Source organism: Mediterraneibacter faecis, assembly GCF_055383675.1.
The window spans coordinates 423,454-441,724 of sequence record NZ_AP043803.1; the positions used below are offsets into that span (position 1 = coordinate 423,454).

Here is an 18,271-nt window from a genome sequence, read left to right on the forward strand (position 1 = left end):
CACCGCCTTTCAGCTGGCTGCCCGGAGGCGGAAGGGAATATGGTTGTTCTTTAAAACATCTGCGGATTCCCGAATGAGCTGGTCGCACATATAGTTGCTGAACTGTCCGATGTGAGCCTGCTTATCTGTCAGACAGAACTTATCTGCCACCCAGCGATATGCTTCCGGTTTGGAAAGGATGCCCTGTTGCCAGATCTGATCGAAAATTCGATGTGCCTGAATCCGCTTTTGACGAAGCTCCCGGTTGGCGAGCGTTCCTTTTGGTATCTTGGTTCCCGGATGTACCCCGACATAGGAATTGCAGGATGGATAGTGGGAGCAGACATAAACCTGTCCGCCATGAGAATGCGTTCCATATACAAAGGATGCATCTCTTAATATTGCTGTTCCGCCGCAGTAAGGGCAGCGGATGATTTTTGGTTTCTTCATCTGTTTTCACCTCGCTTGTACATACACGATACGTAACGTGTACGTGGATAACCAGTACGTACTGTATACTTATATTGTAAGTAAGCAGGTGATGAATTCCCATAGGACGCAAGCGGATACTGATCCCAGATTCGGACTAAATGGCACGAATCCCCATTTTTCAGATGCCAGGATAGAAAATTGCTCGGATGAGCGGGAATAAGCCGCTGTCTGTGAAACGTGGATAATTAACCGGTGTAAAGATGAACTTCTCACAGAAAATCCGTAGCAGGAATAAGCTGATCAGTACCAGACAGAGCAGGTAAGTGTTCCTGCGCCTTCTGGTCCATGGCTTTTTCGGACGGAATTTCACATACAGGACAAAAATCATGGGAATAAATATCAGGTTCGTAAAGACCTGATCGATACATTGGATGATTGAAATTACGTTTAACATAGGCAGTGCCTCCTTTCTTTACATATCCTGTACGTATAAGAGCCTGAAAGTGCAACTTTTTGTTACCAGTCATATTGCTGGTTCTCCTGAAGCCGGAGCAGTGCCGGAATGGGACATGGCTTTAAAGGCAGCTTCTGAGCGGCCAGATAGGGCAGATAAAGCTCTGTAAAAGCAGCAATGCTCATGCTTCCGGTACATTCGGTTGGCTCCGGTATCCGGGGAAACAAAAGCGCTGCATCTGAAAGAGGGAGGATGCAGGGGCTTCCCGTTTCATCCGGATGGAATAAAAAGCCAGAGTTCTCACAGCTTTCCTGTGCGTTACAAGTGCGGCACCAGACGTAGATACAGGAGTGCCAGTTCCCTTCACAGAGGTTCAGAAAATGACGGATGTGCTTGGCATCTGTCTTGCAGTGGGGGTGTTTCATATTCATCACCTACTAAAGAAGCAGGCAGTTCCATGTGGGAGCTGCCTGCAGGAGTCTTCGTTATGAGTTACTGATGTTTCTTTTTGCGTTTGAAGTAAACGATGCCCAGGACACTTGCACCTGCAAGTGCAGCTATGGCGATTCCGGCATACAGGAGAAGCGGCGTCTCATCGCCGGTCTTTACAGGCGGAGCTACCGGAGGCGTCTCCGGTTCTTTCGGAAGCTCCGTCATGTGTACGGTCTGACCTTCATCCTTCAGATCCTCATGGGAAGCAATCTCATGCTCGGTTTTTCCGTCTGTATAGTAGAGCTTTTCAAAGACAACCACATCCTGTCCGGCAAGAGCAGAAGCGTCGAAGGTAAAGGTAACTTCCACAGAGCCGCCAGCTTTTTCTGCTTTAAATTCTGCCTGAGCGGTAACTGGTTTTCCGTCTTTTAACAAAGCCTCTCCGGTTTCCTTATTCATCAGGGTTCCGATGACTTTGTACTCAGATCCAGGCATCAGACCATGATAAGTGACCGTATCTACGATAGTCGCTTCCTTGGAAGCAGAGACATCCTGATCCCCGTCACTGCCGTCTTTGGCTGTGGTTTTGATTTCCGGGAAGTAGATGGTCTGGTTGGCATCTTTGATGTCCGCATGTACCGCTACTTCGTGATCTTCAAAAGTCATTGTTTCAAATGCCACGAGCGTTTTTCCGGAAAGTGCAGAGGCATCAAAGGTAAAGGAAAGCTCTACGCTGCCGTTAGCTTCTTCCGGAGTGAAACTTGTTTCTGCAGTCACAGCTTTGCCATCCACATCGAAAGGTTTTTCGGTTTCCGCATCCATGAGTGTTCCTGTCAGCTTGTACTCTTTGCCTGGGATCAGGTTTTTGTATTCCACAAGGTCTGTAAGCGTCAGTTCTTTTTCCGGTTTTGCATAGTGTGTGCCGGAAGCAGCATCTGTTGCAGTGGTTTTGATTTCCGGGAAGTAAATAGTCTGTCCTTCATCCGCAATGTCTGTGTGTACGGCAACTTCCTTGTCTTTGTAAGCCAGGGATTCAAAGACAACTACTGTTTTCCCTTTTAAGGAGCTGGCATCAAAGGTAAAGGTAACATCTACCGTACCAGCGGATTCTTTTGGCTTGAAGGATGCTTTTGCTGTCACCGGTTTTCCGTCTGCTTCGACTGGTTTCTTTGTTTCTTTATCTATCAGAGTTCCAGTCACTTCATATTTCTGGTTAGGAACCAGCCCCTTAAAGGAAACCGTATCCACCAGCGTGATTTCTTCCTTTGCACAGGAAATATTGGAGTTCGTGTCCGCATCTTTCGCAGTAGTCTTGATTTCCGGGAAATAGATGGTCTGGTCTTCATCGTTGATGTCGGTATGGACTGCAAGCTGCATCTCATCCTGATATAATTCCTCGAAGACAACGGTTGTTTTTCCCTTTAAGGAAGTTGCATCAAAGGTAAAGGTTACTTTGACGGAGCCGGAGGATTTCTTTGCAGTAAATTCAGTTTCAGAAATCACCGGTTTTTCATCCACAAGGATTGGTTCCCCGGTTTTTTTATCCATTAAGGTTCCAGTCAGTTTGTATTTCTGGCCCTTTTTCAGTCCTTCGTATTCCACAACGTCTTCAATGGTCACTTCTTTTGCCGGCTGGCTCATGTGTGTACCGGTCTCGGCATCCAGAGCAGTCGTGCCGATCTCAATGGCATCATCGGTCAGAGTTCCAACCTGTATCAGAACAGAATCCTTATAAACCTTGACTTCAAAGGTTAAAAGATCCATGCCTTTGTTGGAATCACAACGCTGTTCCGCCAGAGTGTAAGTATCGTAAATGAGAGCGCCTTTGGAATCATCCGGTTTGGAGGTGCCGAACCAGATGCCGTCTTCCGAAGACTCACCCCGGTTGGTATTTGCGGTATGTTTGTTCCATTTGGAGGAAGTGCTGGCATAACCGTTGGCATCTGTCACAATCACATGGCTTTCGCCTGTTGTTTTGGAAGTGATCTTAAATGGCACATTTGCCAGACGGTTCTGGCTGCCGTCAGCAATCTTGACAAATTCCAGATCCCCGCGGATGACCTGATTGGAGATGGAATTGTCTTTTGCAGTCAGTTCCACGATTTTTCCCTGTTCTGTGATGTCAAATTCTACAGAGATCTTTCCGCTGTTCAGATAACCGGAAGGTGCAGTTGTTTCATCCACACGGTAATGTCCGAATGGGAGAGCATCTTTTGCAGTTGCAGCAATACCGGATTTATCTGTAGTAAGGGTAAGGACCACCTGATCTTTGGTATAGGATTTCCCGTCTACCAGTACAGGATTGTCATTTAAAGTAGTAATTGTAAAGACCGCACCTTCCAATGTTCCGGAACCCTGTGGTTTTGCTTTTCCGGTTTCGATGTCACGTTTCTGGATTTTGACTCCGCCACGGATGACGGATTCTTCTGCGGTTGAAGACTGGTATACGGAAATGGTTTCCTGATTGCCCTCCGCTTCAATCTTTTGTACAAAAATAGTTGGATTGAGCTGATAACCCGCAGGGGCTTTGCTTTCCTGTACAGTTACAGTACCAAGTGGAAGGCAGACCGTTTTGCCGTCACTTGTATAATAGAAGGCATCGCCGCTTACAAAATAATCTTTCGTAAAATGCATCTTTCCGGAAGCGTCTGTTTTTAATACCCAGGTACGTGCAGGTTTCTTTCCAGCTTCTGCAGGATCGCTGTCAGACTGCTCGGTATAGAACTTGACTGTAAATTCTGTGTTTGCAAGGGAAGCTGCTCCCTGTGGGGAGGCTTTCTTTGTTTCAGCATCCAGCTTTTCAAGCACCAGATCCATGGGATTATTCTGCGGAATCTCTGTTACGTTTGCAGCAGAAGTCTGTTCTGCTTTTACAGTGACTTTGTGAGCTTTGGTGTCTACAATGTAGCCTTTGGAAGCAGAGAGCTCTTTTACGGTATAATCGCCTTCCTCCAGTTCGCCGGATCTGGCATACCCGTTTTCATCGGTGGTCAGTTTCTGGATGAGCTTCTCACCCTGATAGATCCCATACACAGCACCCTTTAAGCTGTAATTCGGATTCCCGTCCGATACGCTTCCGTTGGCAGAAGATTTTTTCAGTTCGATCCAGCCGTTTGGAACCTGATACCAGCTTCCGGCAATGGTCTGGCTGCCCTGTCCCGGAACGATGAATGCCCGAAAGCCTTCCGGCGGGTTCGGAAGTCCCTGGATGGCACTGGCTACTTCCAGTGCTTTATCAATATAGGACTGCGGAGCGCCATGGAAGGCTCCGGTGTCAGCAGAATTGCCGGCATAGATGTAAGCGACAACCAGATGTCCGATGACATAGCTGTTGTCATCACTCCAGCCGCTGAAATATTTATCCTTGACGACTTTATCGTAGCCGTAGCCGCCGTTTAAGTAGTAGAGAGCTTTTCTGAGCGGGGAGTTCTGGCTTAAAAGGTCATAGGAATAGGAACCAGAGGAAGGTGTTTTCCTCAGTGGTTCCACGCAGTAAGCAGTATTGCTCCCGTCAAAACTCATGCGGGAGGTAAAATAGCTGCCGTAAGGGATATTGGCACCTGCCTTATAGCTGATGGTGCCGTCGGCTGCATGAACCGGAAAACTGCCGGAAAACAATGCGCCGATTGCGACAAGGACTGCCAGCAGCATAGCCAGCGTCCGTCTGGTATAGGATTTGTATGTCTGTAACATAAGTCTCCTCCTTCTTGAAGTTCAAATGAAAAGGGCAGCGTCAGTGCCGCCCAAAGTTACACGGCCTGTTTCTTCTGCTTCGCAAGGATTTCCAGAAGCTCCTGCCGATCTGTGGTAATCAGCTCCTTTTCCAGATTGGAAGCCTTAAATTCCACAGTGATGTTATTGTTGTTGGTTGAGATCAGACCGTTTCCTCGTTGGAAATGGGTGATGTTCATAACTTCCGTTTCCGACAGGTGCAGGATGGTCTTCACTCGCTGCGCCTCTTCATCTTCCATATTGAGAATGATCTTGGTCTTGCAGTTGTTGATGATGCCTTTGCCGTATTTTCCGTCATCCAGAGCAAAGAAGTCGTTTAAATCCTGCGTGGCAAAGATGCCGGCTCCAGAGTAAGCCCGGATGATCTTGGCAATCTCCAGTACGAATTCCGCTGCAAGTCGGTTGCTGGATGCACCGATGAGCTGCCAGACCTCATCGACAAAGATGGCTTTCTCTTCGGTACGGTTTTCCTTCGCTTTATCCCAGACATAATCCAGGGCAACGAACATGCCGACCGTTAAAAGATCGCTGGAACCGGTCAGTTCGGAGATATCCAGTACCGTATATTTATTGGTCAGGTCCACATTGGTCTGCTGGTTAAAGGAAGAAGCAGAACCGTGAACCAGGCGGTTCAGGATATGAGCCAGACGTTTGGTATCCTCGCTTTCCAGCAGGACATTGTAGACATCCTCCAGAATGGGCATCTTTTTGTACTGCTCCGGATGCTGCGGATCTGTCAGGGATTCATTTTTATGTGTAATCCCTTTTAAGGCATAGGTTTTGATCAGGGCTTCATCCAGAAGCTGCTTCTCCTCATGGGACATATCCGGGATCAGCAGGCTGAAAAAGATATGAAGCCGCTGAATCTTGCCAGCCAGTGCGGAGGCATCGAGGGTCGGTCCGTCTAAAAGTTCATTTACAGAATTATCCACCTTTCGGATTTCCATGATGTTGATACAGTTTTTGCTGGCAGGGGAGATCTGGATAAATTCTCCGCCGACATTCCTTGCAGCCCGGTAAAATTCGTGTCCCTTTAGGGGAGCGATGATGAACACCTGGATGCCTTTTCTTCGCATCCTTAGTGCCATGGTCTGCATGGTGAAGGTCTTTCCTGCTCCCGAACAGCCTAAGATACAGATGTTGCTGTTCTTGTACTGCCTGGAATCAAAGATATCCGCAATGACCAGGGAATTGTTATGCTTGTTTACCCCAAAGAGGATTCCGTTATCATCGCAGATACTGTAGCTGACGAAGGGATAGCAGCTTGCCGCCCCGGAAGTCAGTACGTTCCGCTTGGACAGCTTAAAAAGCTTCTTGTCCAGATTTGCCAGCGGCAGGGAGGAGAGAAAGCCCTGTTCCTGTAAAAAGTAGCAGGAGTGTAAGTTCATATCCTGCGAGATCAGGAGCTTTTTCATTTCCTGAATCCGCCATTGCAGTTCTTCCAGAGTAGTGGCGGTGATGGTAATGAGAAGATTCATGTAATAGAAATCTTCGTTATTGGCAAGCCCTTGTTTTAAGAAGTAACCGGAGCGGATCGCAGAGTCCAGATCGTCATAGTCAGTGTTGGTATCGGACGCATCCTTTAATTTGGAACGGTTGATACGGATCTGCTGACCGAGACGCTGCTGAATCTTGTCCTTTGGCTGTTTCTGGAGAAAGAAATCAATATCAATCCCTTCCCCGGCATTGACAAGGAGTGACAGCCATCCGGGAGTTACCCGGTTTTTGTAGCCGTCAGACGGCACAAGCAGGTAGGAATGGTAAAGCCCATTGATCTGCACATAATGGGAGTGCCTGAAATCCACACTTTCCGGTGCGAGAAACTCGTTGATCCGGATGTGATCCAGTTCCTCCATGCGATTTTCCTTTGTATAGGCGGACAGTACAGTGCTGATCCGGTCCGGAAGCGGAACCTCCGTACAAAGGGTACGGTTTAACAGTGTGTACAGGACATCTGTGGTAAATTCATCCTCATTGTCATGGGTGACCACTTCATTCCCGCACTGGTACAGAAAGGTTTTGGCAGTCTGGGATGCCGTCTCAAGGGCGGCAAGGATTTCCCGTTCCTCCTCCTTCCGGTTGGCGTTGAAGGGTTCATACTCAAAAATCAGAAAGAACCGTCTGGATACTGCTTCTCTGGAACTTAAGTTCTGGACAAACTGGATGTAGTCACGCTGCAGTTCCTGACAATGAGGATCGGTTTCCCGCTCCAGCTCCAGCCGGGACTGCTCCAAATGCTTATTGATGTCTGCTTTTTTGGAGATCATCTTGATCTGGAGTTTGACCGGGCTGATCTTTAAGTAGCTGATAAAGCTGTAAATGATGCCCTGCTGTTCTCTGGCACTTCGAAGCAGGAAGTTGATTGGTTCAATCTCCAGGATCTTCACGTACCGTCCGTCTGTGGTATAGACGATCCCGTTTTCGATTTTTTCCACCGGAAGATAATCCTCCAAGGTCTGGTCTTTCTTTCGCTTTTTCCGGGAAACGGGGTTTGCCGTGGCAGATGAGGCGTCCTTCTTGGAAACCACCTTCTTTTTCTGCTCTTTTTTTGCCGCCCGCTTTTCGGAAACTGCCCGTTTTTCTTCCTCCTTTCGTCTCCGGGCTTCCGTTTTTTTCTGGATTTTTATCTGTTTCGCCGCCTCTTTTTTCTGTCGGCTGGCTTCTTTCTGCTCCCACTTCAGATAACGGATATCTTCCTTTGCCTGTTTTTTGATGCCCCGCTTGGTGGAGGTATCAAACTGCCGGTGTTCTTTTTTTTTACTTTTTGGCGGGGCTGGTGCGTCCGGTTCAGACTGCGGGGGAGCCGATGCCATTACTTTGGAAGGCTCTGCCATTTTTTCTGCTTTCCGGTGTTTCTTTGTCTTTGGCTCTTTGAAACGTGGTTTCCTGCGTGGCTTTCCTTCCGGAAGACTGTCGGACCTCCAGATTACCCTGCGGTTCACTACAAAACGCAGGGCATTCATCAGAAAGGCAGTGATGCTCTCTCCGCCGATTCCAATCAGGGCTACCATTGCCGCCGGAAGTGCGGTCATGCAGAGAATGATGATGCGGGCAGTCAGGGACAGCGGCAGGTGGAAAACAGGGATACCGATTGCCAGGGAAAGAACAATGCTTTCTATGGCATTGCGGATGTCAAAGGTTCCGTTTAGAATCTTGCCTTTCTCAATGAAGTTGGGCGGGATAAAGGAAACCGGTGTTTCTTCTGGCTGTGTCATGGCTGCACCTCCTTTTTCGTATCTTTCGCATCTTCGGAAGGCACAGAGGCACTGCCGGATTCTGTGTCCGGAGCTTCCGGGCTGTCAGAAGTATCCGGATACCCGCCTTCCTGCAAGTGTTCGATGTCCTGCGAAGTCAGTGATGGCAGGGAATCATCGGTCTGCTTTTCGTAAACAGTCGTATCTGCAGAGACCTGTACCCCGTCTTCTCCAAATAAAAACACACCTGTCGGGGTGTGGTAGGTAACCGGAAGCGTATCCTGATCGGAAAGTGAAAACATCAGGCAGACGGTTGTTTCGGTAGGGTAGCTGGTTTTTCCCGGCAGGAAGGTGATGCTTGTCTGTTCTTTTTTGACATATTCTTTTAGGTAGACAGGAAACTGCTCTTTGAGAGAAGCAATCTGGCTGTCGGAGAAAAATGCTTTTAAAGCATCAAAATCCAGATATTCCGGCATGGGGGTATCGGAATTTGTTTCTGCTGTTTCTTTTGCCGGTTCCCTGCCTTTGTTTCCGGAAACTTCTTTTTTCTGGCTTTTCCAGAAACTGGGGAGAACCAGTCCGGCAAGCAGCAGAAACAGCATCAGAAAAATGGAAAGAATCACTTTTGTTCTGTTCATAAAGGCTCCTTTATTTTTTGTCGAAGATCCAGTAGGCATTTGCCGTGGCATGGATTTCCGACATCATATCAAATTCACGGTTAATATAGTTCTTTGCGTCACTGTCATTGGGATCATTGACCAGTACCTTGCCGTTTGCCGTAACACCCCGGAGCACGATGAAGTGCCCGCCGCTGGTGAAAAGTCCTGCCCGCTGAGAGGAGATGACCGGACGGCCTTCGGAGAGTGCCTGAAGTACCGTATTGGCATTGCTGGTCTGTGTGACGCTGCCACAGCCGAAATGACTGGCTGCAGCCTGAAAGTAGCTCCAGTAGGTTCCAACTCCCGGCTTATAATAGGAATTCCCGCACCATGCCACTGCATCCGGAGGGGTAATAGTGTTCCCGGTCAGATAGCTGGCGATCATGGCAAAGCTGGTAGGTCCACATCCGGAAGATGCGATGGAGCCGCCGCCATAAGGGATGTTCCCGTAATCGGTCTGGAGATAGTGGGGAATCTGCATTCCGTTTGCCGGATAGCTTCCGCCGGTATTGGTAATCTGATAATACCGGAGAACATGCTCCACATATTCCTTGTCCCCATACCGGTCATAATGCCAGTTCGGACGGGCACACATCATATCCGAATAAGCAATGGCGTTTTCTTTGGTATAGCCGCCGTCACGTTCCATTGCCCAGTCGATATAGCCGGAGCCGTAATTGTAACCCTGAAGCGCCAGCTTGATGCGGTCCAGGTCGGTAGGTCCGGTACATCCTGCTTTATCCAGTGCATACTTTAATTCCTGAATCCCACATTCGATGGAATAAGCAGGATCGGTGATGCCGTTGGGGACATGGGGGTATTTCTTATTAAAGCCGCCTTCTGCCGCCTGCATGGGATCGCTTCCACGCCCGCCGCTTTCCTGCATCATGACTGCCATGAGGAGTTCCACATAAGCTTCCATGCCGTATTTCTGTGCGACCTGCTGGATGGTAGCCCGGTAAGCCAGCACCTCATCGCTGACACCTACCGCCATGGCAAGACCGGAAGCGGAGCCGCCAAAGAACATGGTCAGGTTTTCCACATAACTGTCTGCCGTTTTTTTCTGCTTATCGGTCAGATGAAAGACGTGATCTGCAAAGTAGGCATCTCCGGCATAGCTGACCGTGTAGGTATGGCGGGTAAAAGTAACCTTTCTGGGTGGTGCATTTTCCTCTTCCGCCGGAACTTCCACCGTGACCGTTTCTGAAGTAACGTCATAAGAAAAAAGCCCGTCCTCGTTTTCCCGGATCAGGCTTTTGAGTTTGCTGATATTTATATTTTTATAGTCATCCTGGCTGGCACAAAACTGTGCGATGAGCTGGTTCGCATTTACGATGATACTGGAAGCGTAAGGATCGCTGATAGAGGCAGTATCTCCTTCCGGGAGTCTGGAAATTTCCGCATTGATCTTAGCAAGCAGTGCATCATGGCTTTCTTGAAGCACCTCCACGATTGCCTGATTGGAAGCCCGGATATTTTTACTGATTACCGTGTTGCTGGTCAGTGCTCCGGTATTTTCAGAGAGGTCTCCGAAGACGAGTCCCGGAAGCATGACAAGGAACAGCATGGGAAGCATCAGTACACCGCCGACGGCTGCTCCGGTTTTCGCAAGGGTGCGCCTGTGCCGGAATACTGTACCGATGACAGCAAGAGGACTGCCCATCAAGGCTGTTTTTGGCATGTTACATACGCTCCTTTCGCTGTGGGGCTGGCGGCAGTTTCTGGACAATGGATTCATTGTAGGATACTTTGCCGTTGCCGGAAGTATATGGTGCTTTTTCTACCGTATCCTGTGCATACTGCTTGTACCAGGTGGAACCGTCCACGGACTGCACCGTAGAGTAGGCGCCCTGAGTCGGAGCTGCATACTGGTCGGCATGGTACAGGGCAAAATCCCGGTTCCCGGAACTTCCGGTTTCGGTACCGGTGATCCGTCCGCCGCCGATTTCTACATTATCATAGGAAGAACCGCCGCCCGGCTTGATGCCCATATAGGAAGTAAAGGCTTTCTGTGCGTCTGCTCCCTTGATGGAACCCACCTGACCGTAATTTCCCTGTGCAATGTTGCTGATGACCTGATTGGCAAAGTCTCCGCCTTTGTTCAGGGATGATTGGTAAAGCATGTTCCCGATACTGCTGTGTTCGGTATAACCGGTTGCGGAATTGACCGCTTCCCTTTGTACCTGTCTTCCCACTGCTCCGGCAAGCCCGCCGGATAGGAAGCTTCCTGCGACAGCCGCACTTCCGGGAGAAGAGGCTTTGCGGTAGCCGCCACCACCATGGGAACGCATGGAACCGGTCAGGCTCCGTCCTGCAATCAGAAGTTCAGCCATCATGTTTCCTCCGGTATTGCCGACATTGATGCCAAGCGATGCCAGAAAAGAATCAATTTTCTGGGATACCTTTAAAAAGGCAATGGCACACAGGAACCAGACGAAGACATTTCCGGTTACCGCCTCCTTTCCCTGACTGGCAACTGCCGCTTCCACATCTGCTTCCGTAAGCTCCGCTGCAAAGACCGGCATGGAGCAAAACAGTACCAGACAGGCAGTTAATACCAGGAATGGTATGAGTTTCTTTCTAAGTTTCATTTTGGTCCTCCTTTCTTATAGGGATAACGGATTGGCAAGGAAGGTGCCGACCATAGAAGTAAACAGCCGCAGGCACCACGCATTCATCAGCAGCAAAAAGAACTGGCCGCCAAGCATCCGGCACCAGCTTTTGAAGATATTTCCAGTTGACTGGCTGGCACCCATGGAAAAAGCTGCCGGGGCTGTGTAGACCAGTACCCCCAGAAGAATATAACGTTCTGCCGCTTCAAAGAGCAGCTTGATGTAGTTCCACGCCAGAATCAGTACCAGAATCAGTGCAATGATGGCTACCGCCCCATTTGCACAGACTCCTAGGATGACTGTGACTACGGAGTTAAAATCCGCAAATTTTAAAGGCGGCAGGTCTTCCGTCAAAATCCAGTTGTACGGTGTTCCTGAAATCTTCAGGAGCAGATCCACAATATCTTTCGCATAGAAGGTGAGAAAGATAAAGAGGAAGGAACGGATGGACAGCTTAATGGGATCTTCCGCTTCGATACCGGCTCCCATAAAGTAATTTTTAAAGAGCTGCCATACCCAGTTTAAGAGGATCAGCCCGATGCCCAGTGCCAGAAAGACCTGATACATGGTCTCGGCTGCAGGAAAGTAGCGAAGAAACGTATCCATGGAACAGCCCAGAGCACCGAGGACTGAAGTGGTGATCAGATCCAGAATGTTCATGACCTGTTCGGCAATCCATTCCACGATTCCGTCAAGTATTCCCATAGTGGCATCTCCTTTCGTCTATCCGTTCCATTTTCCGCCTGCAAAGAACGGGGTGATGTAAGCCATGATAAAGCCAAGCCCGTTTAAGATCGCCCAGGTAATGACGATACGCTTGAGCCATGCACGTGATTCGTCCACGGTTTTTCCGCTTTTGGAAAAATTCATCATCAGAAGGGCAACCGATGCCGTTACGACTGCAGCAATGGTGGAAATGAGGATAATCTGGTTATAGACATCCTTCATGATCTCATTGGCTTTGGTCCAGATGGTAGCGGCAAAAACCGGCTGTGTATATCCGCAGAGGACTGTGACAGCCAGAAATGCAGCATACAGGCATCTGCCATAATTGACATGCCGTTTTGTGTCTGGCGGAGCGTTTTTCAGTTTGTGTTTCACGTAAAGATACCTCCTTTTTATAAGAGCGGCAGGAGAATTACCTCCCCTGCCTTTGCTTATGGTTTTCCTGCCTCAAGAAAGGACGCAGCCCGGTCAATGCAGGCTGCGTCCTAAATCAAAGTATGAAATTGTAAAGATCCTCCTATCTTACAGAAAAAACGCAGCTTATTTGCCGCAGGAGAGGCTTCCCATAAGGCAGTGCTGCGTTTCCTTCTGCATATAATTTTGACAATATCAATTTTAACATGGGTAAATTACCGCTACAATCGCAGGAATGTGCCAGTTACAGACGATGGAGTGCCAAAAACGTGACCAACGCTAAAAGCGTTGTAAATGCAATCCTTATGGATACTGTAAGCGTGATTTGCAACCAATTATACTGGATTTACATGACTAATGCTTTAAGCGTTAGTGAATACTGGAAGGAGGAGGTGTGCGTGTGAAAGGAATGGGAAAGGCAATCCGCAGGTACAGGGAAGAGGCAGGAATTACGCAGGAGAAACTGGCTGAACTGGTGGATATCAGTACCAACCATCTGGGTGCGATTGAGCGGGAAGTGAAAACACCTACGATGGAAACATTTGTAAAGCTGTTGAATGTATTAGGTGCGGAACCGAATGAAGTGCTGAAGGAAGTGATTCCTCTTACCAGAATGGAACATACTTCTGTAGTGGAAGGAAAGCTGGAAGGGCTCACACCGAAGAAGCAGGAAAGCGTGCTTCGGATGCTGGATGTGATAATTGAAGAGATGATGAAATAGAAGCTGTCTGCGAAATTGCCGCAGGCAGTTTTTTTGAAAGTTGTATATGCAATAAAACACATAAAAATATGCGATTTATGATGAAAGTGATTGCAAGATTTGATATAGTAATCCTAAAAGCATTATAAAACTAATTCTTAAAGGATGACTATGATATGAAAAAGGGATATGTGGGATTATTGGCATGTGCGGCAGGAATTCTGATCGGACTGGGAATCAGCCGGCTGGATCTGACAGGTTATCTTGAAAAAACACAGGAGCAGGAATATCACCCGGTAGAAAGAAAGGTGCCTGAATTAGTAGAAAGCAAGCTGAAAGATCCCAAGCAGTGCTGGCTGTGTGGGAGTCATGAACGGAGCATGATGGGATATTTTCGGAAGTTTGATGATCTTGGAGTCATCTGTACCAATCAATGGTATGTGATGGATATGCATATACGGAATCACGATGAAGACGGGAATCTTACCGGCCCGCAGGGAAACGGGCATATGGGTTATACCGGGACAGGAGAAGGCGGCTGCTTTTTCCATACGGAGCAGATGTCGGATTACGGGATTTCCGAAGTATCGGTGGATTACGGGGAAGATAGTATCTTCGATGTGAAAAAAGTACAGAACCATCTGTGTCAGGAATGTCTGGATAAGCTGGTGGAAAGCATGGAAGTATTCTGTGAGGAAACACAAAAACCAAAGCCACGTGATCTGGTACTGGTGGATTTTCAGACATTGGAGCTGTACGCCATTCAGGAGCATAATGCGGGATACTTTATCCGGGATTATTATGTGGAAATTGAGTCGGAGGAAGATGGGGTGGAAGTAAAGGCATTTTACTGCCCGAAGCTTAATAACGGGAAAAAGGATGGAGAATAAATTGAGGTTTGCATTGGTGAGGAGTATAATGTAAGTACGTGTTATGTATTGGAAAAACTTGAATTTAGCAGAAAGAAGGATTGTTATGAAATTTATCAATACTAGAAAATTCACATGGATAATTTGTATAATAGGATTTTTGCTTGCTCTTGTAAGTATATTTTTCTTACCGAGTATTATTCCAGTACATTTTGCAAATGGGATTGCGGATGATTATGGAAGAAAAATACAAATATTTTTATTTCCTATATTACAAGTGCTTATCACTTTTTTGACTGGACGAGAAAAAGTAAAATATTGCCTGACACATTCAAAAACTTTCTTAACGGACATTCAGTTTAATTGGATGATAGATGGTGTACTTTTATTGGTAATGTTTGCAGAAATATGGGTTATCTATGCTTCATTTGCATAGAAATACTTGCATAACAATTTACATTTGATTGAGCAGATAAAAATGATTTGAGGTGGTAGCAATGAAAAAGCGATTGGGAATCATAGCCGGAATTTTAGGAATTGTATTGGCAGTCATTGGCATTGTACTGAAGCAGAAAGAAAACACAGCCGTTTCTGTTATTGGTGGTGCGGATGGCCCGACTTCTATTTTCATAGCAGGGAAGTTAAATGGTGATAATTTTATTTTTATGATTGTAGTTGGAATTATTTTATTGATTTTGGCAGGAGTTATTTTTTACAAACGTAAGCATTAAGTTACAGTTTTTTAGACTGTGTATGGCGGAAGAACCGGGAAAGTGTAGATATATCATGGGGATTTTGGAAAAAAATAAAAAAAGTAAGGGTACAGCGTTTGTCTATGATGAGAATAATGATTACTATAAGATGGAAATAAACGGGATTGAATTTGTCTGTGACAGTATACATTCCGATTATGAGAAGCATGCAGTTGAACTGGCACAGGCGTATGAGAAAAGGCTGCCGGATATCGTGGATTATCTTATGCCGGATATAAAGGAGATGTTTGGAATTACAAATCCAGATGTAATAGCAAACTCACTAGGAAAGCCGAGTATAGATTTGGATAGAGGAACACTGACTTATCTGGAGCACACAATGGACAGCCTACATATTATTGAAATGGAATTTGACGGTATCTTCACGGCATTCTATAACTCCTGTATTGATGGATAGGACTTTAGTAACATAGAGCTGCAGTTGTCTACAGCTTTTATCCAGACTTCGGATGTTACAGAGAAGCAATCAGAAATGGATTGATCGATTTCTGAAGCAGTATCCGGTGAAATCCTTGAACATATGAAGGAAAAGTATGTATGTTAATTTTATTTTTATTGTAGACAAAAGATAGGACTGATATGATAAAAGAACAGGTTATTACAAATAGAGGTGGAGTATTTGATGCAGAAAATATTATTACTGGAGGATGACTTGAATCTAAATCGGGGAATTGCCCTGTTACTTTCACGGGAAGGGTATGAGGTTCGTCAGGTTTATACAATAAAGGAAGCAAAAGAAGCATTTCAAAAAGGAGATTATGCTCTTGTTATCAGCGATATTACATTGCCGGATGGTACAGGACTGGATTTTGGAAGGATGGTACGTGCAGGTGGAGATACATATCTTATCTATCTTACGGCTTTGGATCAGGAAATAGATATTGTAAATGGTTATGATACAGGGGCAGATGATTATATTACCAAACCATTTTCACTGATGGCTTTGGTGTCGAAGGTGAACGCATTGATGAGACGGCTTTCTAAGGTACAGGCACAGATTATGTCTTCCGGAGAGATTACGGTGCATATGAAAACGATGCAGGTGTATAAAGGGGATGAACCAGTTACTTTAAGTAAGAAAGAATTCTCTCTGTTGCTGTATCTCTGGGAGAATGCAGGACAGATTGTTTCAAAAGAAAGTATCCTGGAGCATGTATGGGATATAGACGGTCAATTTGTCGATGATAATACGGTTACTGTCAATATAAGCAGACTGAAGAATAAACTTGGAACAGAAGAGATAGCGAATGTGAGAGGACTGGGATATATATGGACCGGAAAGGTAAACAAAAATTAAAACGGTATTTTATCGTATATGTAATCTTTGCAGTATTTTTTACAGTAGGAATGTATCTGATAACAAAGTATGAGGAAAATGCGAAAGCAACGCAGATAGCACTGCTCCTTGCAGAACATCCTGAACTGGAAGGGGAAATAGTTGCAATCTGGGAAAAGTCAGGAACAGTAGATTTTATAAGAGACCGGGACGATCAGAAGATAGAAAGAGTCGTACAGATGCTGGAAGAAACTTATGGTTATCACTCAGGGAGTGGATCTTCAGATGTGGTTATAAGGATTATCTGGGGAATTGGATTACTAGTGGGAGTCATAGTATGTAGCCTGTTCTTGTACCTGGACCGAAGAAAAAACTGGAGCAGATACGGTGATGAGGAACAATTACAGCAATTATATGAATGTCTGCAGGAATTCAGAAAAGGAAAATTCCAAACATATCCTGAAGAAACATCAGAATCGGAACAATGGTTAAAGGTGTGGGAATCTGTAAAGGAGCTGGGGCAATATTTCGAAGATTTGAAGGAACGTCTGGAGCAGGAAGAAAATGGTACGAAGAGTCTGATTACAGATATTTCCCATCAGTTGAAGACTCCGCTTGCATCACTCCGGATGAGTCATGAGCTGGTGGCAGAAAATCGGGTTACAGGAGAAGAACAGAGGGAGTTTCTGGAGCAGGAATCACAGGAACTTACCAAACTGGAACAGCTCTTGAATGAACTGGTAAATCTTTCAAGGCTGGAAACACATATGATCCAGATACATTCGCTTCATGAAAGCCTGAAGAAAACGCTAACAGAGGCTGTCAGTCAGATTTATATGAAGGCAAGAGGAAAAGATATTTCCATTCAGGTGGAGATGGATGATGATATAGTTGTGAACCATGATTCAAAATGGACGGTAGAAGCATTAACGAATATCCTTGAGAATGCAGTCAAATATTCACCGGAACATACAACGATTACAGTGAGGACGCAGGAGCTAGCAAGCAATGTGCTTATTGAAGTAGAAGATGAAGGAATGGGCATTCCTGCGGAGGAACTGCATAAGATCTATCAGAGATTTTACCGGGGAAGGAAAGCAAAGGAACAGGTAAAAGACGGAGCGGGTGTCGGTCTGTATCTTGCCAGAAAGATCATAGAAGAACAGGGGGGGACAATAGCAGCCAAAAGAAAGGCTGAGAAAGGTATGATATTTAAAGTGACACTGCCGCTCATAATAGGAGAATAGTCGGAACCCTTACAAAACTGTTATGGTTGTTGTAAGGGTTTTGTAATGCAGGAATGTTATAGTAGGGGTATGAAATGGAAAGGGGACTTGAAGATATGAGTAGTATTTTAAAAGTAGAAGATCTAGTAAAGTATTATGGAGAAGGCGAGAATCAGGTGAGAGCCGTGGATCATACAAGTTTACAGATAGAGAGAGGCAAGTTTACAGCTATCGTAGGACGTTCCGGCTCCGGAAAATCTACACTTCTGCATCTGATTGGAGGGCTTGACAGACCGGATTCCGGCAAAGTATGGATTGATGGAACCGATATCTATTCTCGAAAAGATGATAAACTGGCACAGTTTCGAAGAAAGAAGATAGGATTTATCTTTCAGGATTTTAATCTGATTCCATCGCTGAATGTGTGGGAGAATATCGTTCTTCCGCTGGGACTTGATAATCGCAAGGTAAAGCCGCGGGAAGTGGAAGATATTCTCAAAAAAATCGGACTGCAGGATAAGAAAGATGCGATGCCGTCTGCTTTGTCTGGTGGACAGAAACAGAGAACTGCGATAGCCAGGGCATTGGTGACAAGACCGGCGATAATTTTGGCGGATGAGCCGACGGGAAACCTTGATTCCCAGACTGAGCTAGAGGTTATGAGCCTATTGAAAAGCTGCGTGTCGGATTTCGGGCAGACGCTTATCATGATTACCCATGATGAAACGATTGCCCAGATGGCGGATGAAATGATTATCATTGAAGATGGCAAGGCGGTGAGAAGATAATGAAG

Annotated in this window: 18 protein-coding genes; 8 read left to right on the forward strand and 10 right to left on the reverse strand. The window is 46.3% G+C overall.

Going from position 1 to position 18,271, the window contains the following annotated elements:
* Window positions 1–9: 9 nt before the first annotated feature.
* From ACZ47Z_RS02040 to ACZ47Z_RS02085, 10 genes are all read right to left on the reverse strand, one after another.
* Window positions 10–429 carry a DUF3268 family zinc-finger domain-containing protein gene (locus ACZ47Z_RS02040; RefSeq protein ID WP_005333505.1) on the reverse strand — a complete coding sequence of 140 codons (420 nt, stop codon included), beginning with the start codon at window positions 427–429 and terminating at the stop codon, window positions 10–12.
* 160 nt (window positions 430–589) lie between these two features.
* Complete coding sequence (locus tag ACZ47Z_RS02045; protein WP_008373818.1) at window positions 590–865, reverse strand: hypothetical protein; 276 nt, start codon at window positions 863–865, stop codon at window positions 590–592.
* Between the two features lie 62 nt (window positions 866–927).
* Window positions 928–1,290: a hypothetical protein gene (locus ACZ47Z_RS02050; protein WP_040015509.1), complete on the reverse strand. Its 363-nt coding sequence runs from the start codon at window positions 1,288–1,290 to the stop codon at window positions 928–930.
* 67 nt (window positions 1,291–1,357) lie between these two features.
* Window positions 1,358–4,990, reverse strand: coding sequence for a VaFE repeat-containing surface-anchored protein (locus ACZ47Z_RS02055; protein ID WP_464525815.1), 3,633 nt, complete (start codon window positions 4,988–4,990; stop codon window positions 1,358–1,360).
* A gap of 56 nt (window positions 4,991–5,046) precedes the next feature.
* On the reverse strand, window positions 5,047–8,244 hold the full coding sequence (locus ACZ47Z_RS02060; RefSeq protein WP_119209850.1) for a TraG/VirB4 family ATPase: 3,198 nt from the start codon (window positions 8,242–8,244) through the stop codon (window positions 5,047–5,049).
* A complete protein-coding gene (locus ACZ47Z_RS02065) occupies window positions 8,241–8,861 on the reverse strand; it encodes a DUF5038 domain-containing protein (protein WP_164979575.1) in 621 nt (206 codons plus the stop codon). Before ACZ47Z_RS02065 ends, ACZ47Z_RS02060 begins: the two co-directional genes overlap by 4 nt.
* A 10-nt stretch (window positions 8,862–8,871) precedes the next feature.
* Entirely contained in the window at window positions 8,872–10,563 is a 1,692-nt protein-coding gene (locus ACZ47Z_RS02070; RefSeq protein WP_464525816.1) for a lysozyme family protein, read from the reverse strand.
* A gap of 1 nt (window position 10,564) precedes the next feature.
* Window positions 10,565–11,473: a hypothetical protein gene (locus ACZ47Z_RS02075; protein ID WP_054752071.1), complete on the reverse strand. Its 909-nt coding sequence runs from the start codon at window positions 11,471–11,473 to the stop codon at window positions 10,565–10,567.
* 15 nt (window positions 11,474–11,488) lie between these two features.
* The gene (locus ACZ47Z_RS02080) at window positions 11,489–12,199 is read right to left on the reverse strand and encodes a hypothetical protein (protein ID WP_005333522.1); all 711 of its coding nucleotides are present in this window, start codon (window positions 12,197–12,199) and stop codon (window positions 11,489–11,491) included.
* Between the two features lie 18 nt (window positions 12,200–12,217).
* Window positions 12,218–12,595 (reverse strand): hypothetical protein, encoded by a 378-nt coding sequence (locus tag ACZ47Z_RS02085; RefSeq protein WP_005333524.1) that lies wholly within the window; start codon window positions 12,593–12,595, stop codon window positions 12,218–12,220.
* A gap of 448 nt (window positions 12,596–13,043) precedes the next feature.
* Between ACZ47Z_RS02085 and ACZ47Z_RS02090 the strand changes: the two genes are divergently transcribed.
* From ACZ47Z_RS02090 to ACZ47Z_RS02125, 8 genes are all read left to right on the forward strand, one after another.
* Window positions 13,044–13,355: a helix-turn-helix domain-containing protein gene (locus ACZ47Z_RS02090; RefSeq protein ID WP_240577250.1), complete on the forward strand. Its 312-nt coding sequence runs from the start codon at window positions 13,044–13,046 to the stop codon at window positions 13,353–13,355.
* A 155-nt stretch (window positions 13,356–13,510) separates the two neighbouring features.
* On the forward strand, window positions 13,511–14,224 hold the full coding sequence (locus ACZ47Z_RS02095; protein ID WP_464525817.1) for a hypothetical protein: 714 nt from the start codon (window positions 13,511–13,513) through the stop codon (window positions 14,222–14,224).
* Between the two features lie 85 nt (window positions 14,225–14,309).
* A complete protein-coding gene (locus ACZ47Z_RS02100) occupies window positions 14,310–14,639 on the forward strand; it encodes a DUF1648 domain-containing protein (protein WP_022415592.1) in 330 nt (109 codons plus the stop codon).
* Window positions 14,640–14,700: 61 nt separating this feature from the next.
* The gene (locus tag ACZ47Z_RS02105; RefSeq protein ID WP_005333531.1) at window positions 14,701–14,934 is read left to right on the forward strand and encodes an LPXTG cell wall anchor domain-containing protein; all 234 of its coding nucleotides are present in this window, start codon (window positions 14,701–14,703) and stop codon (window positions 14,932–14,934) included.
* A 55-nt stretch (window positions 14,935–14,989) separates the two neighbouring features.
* Complete coding sequence (locus tag ACZ47Z_RS02110) at window positions 14,990–15,373, forward strand: hypothetical protein (RefSeq protein WP_226850873.1); 384 nt, start codon at window positions 14,990–14,992, stop codon at window positions 15,371–15,373.
* Window positions 15,374–15,598: 225 nt separating this feature from the next.
* Window positions 15,599–16,273, forward strand: coding sequence for a response regulator transcription factor (locus tag ACZ47Z_RS02115; RefSeq protein WP_005333533.1), 675 nt, complete (start codon window positions 15,599–15,601; stop codon window positions 16,271–16,273).
* Window positions 16,246–17,499, forward strand: a complete 1,254-nt coding sequence (locus ACZ47Z_RS02120) for a sensor histidine kinase (protein WP_005333534.1) — start codon at window positions 16,246–16,248, stop codon at window positions 17,497–17,499. Before ACZ47Z_RS02115 ends, ACZ47Z_RS02120 begins: the two co-directional genes overlap by 28 nt.
* 95 nt (window positions 17,500–17,594) lie before the next feature.
* Window positions 17,595–18,266 (forward strand): ABC transporter ATP-binding protein, encoded by a 672-nt coding sequence (locus tag ACZ47Z_RS02125; protein ID WP_172676439.1) that lies wholly within the window; start codon window positions 17,595–17,597, stop codon window positions 18,264–18,266.
* Window positions 18,267–18,271: the final 5 nt, after the last annotated feature.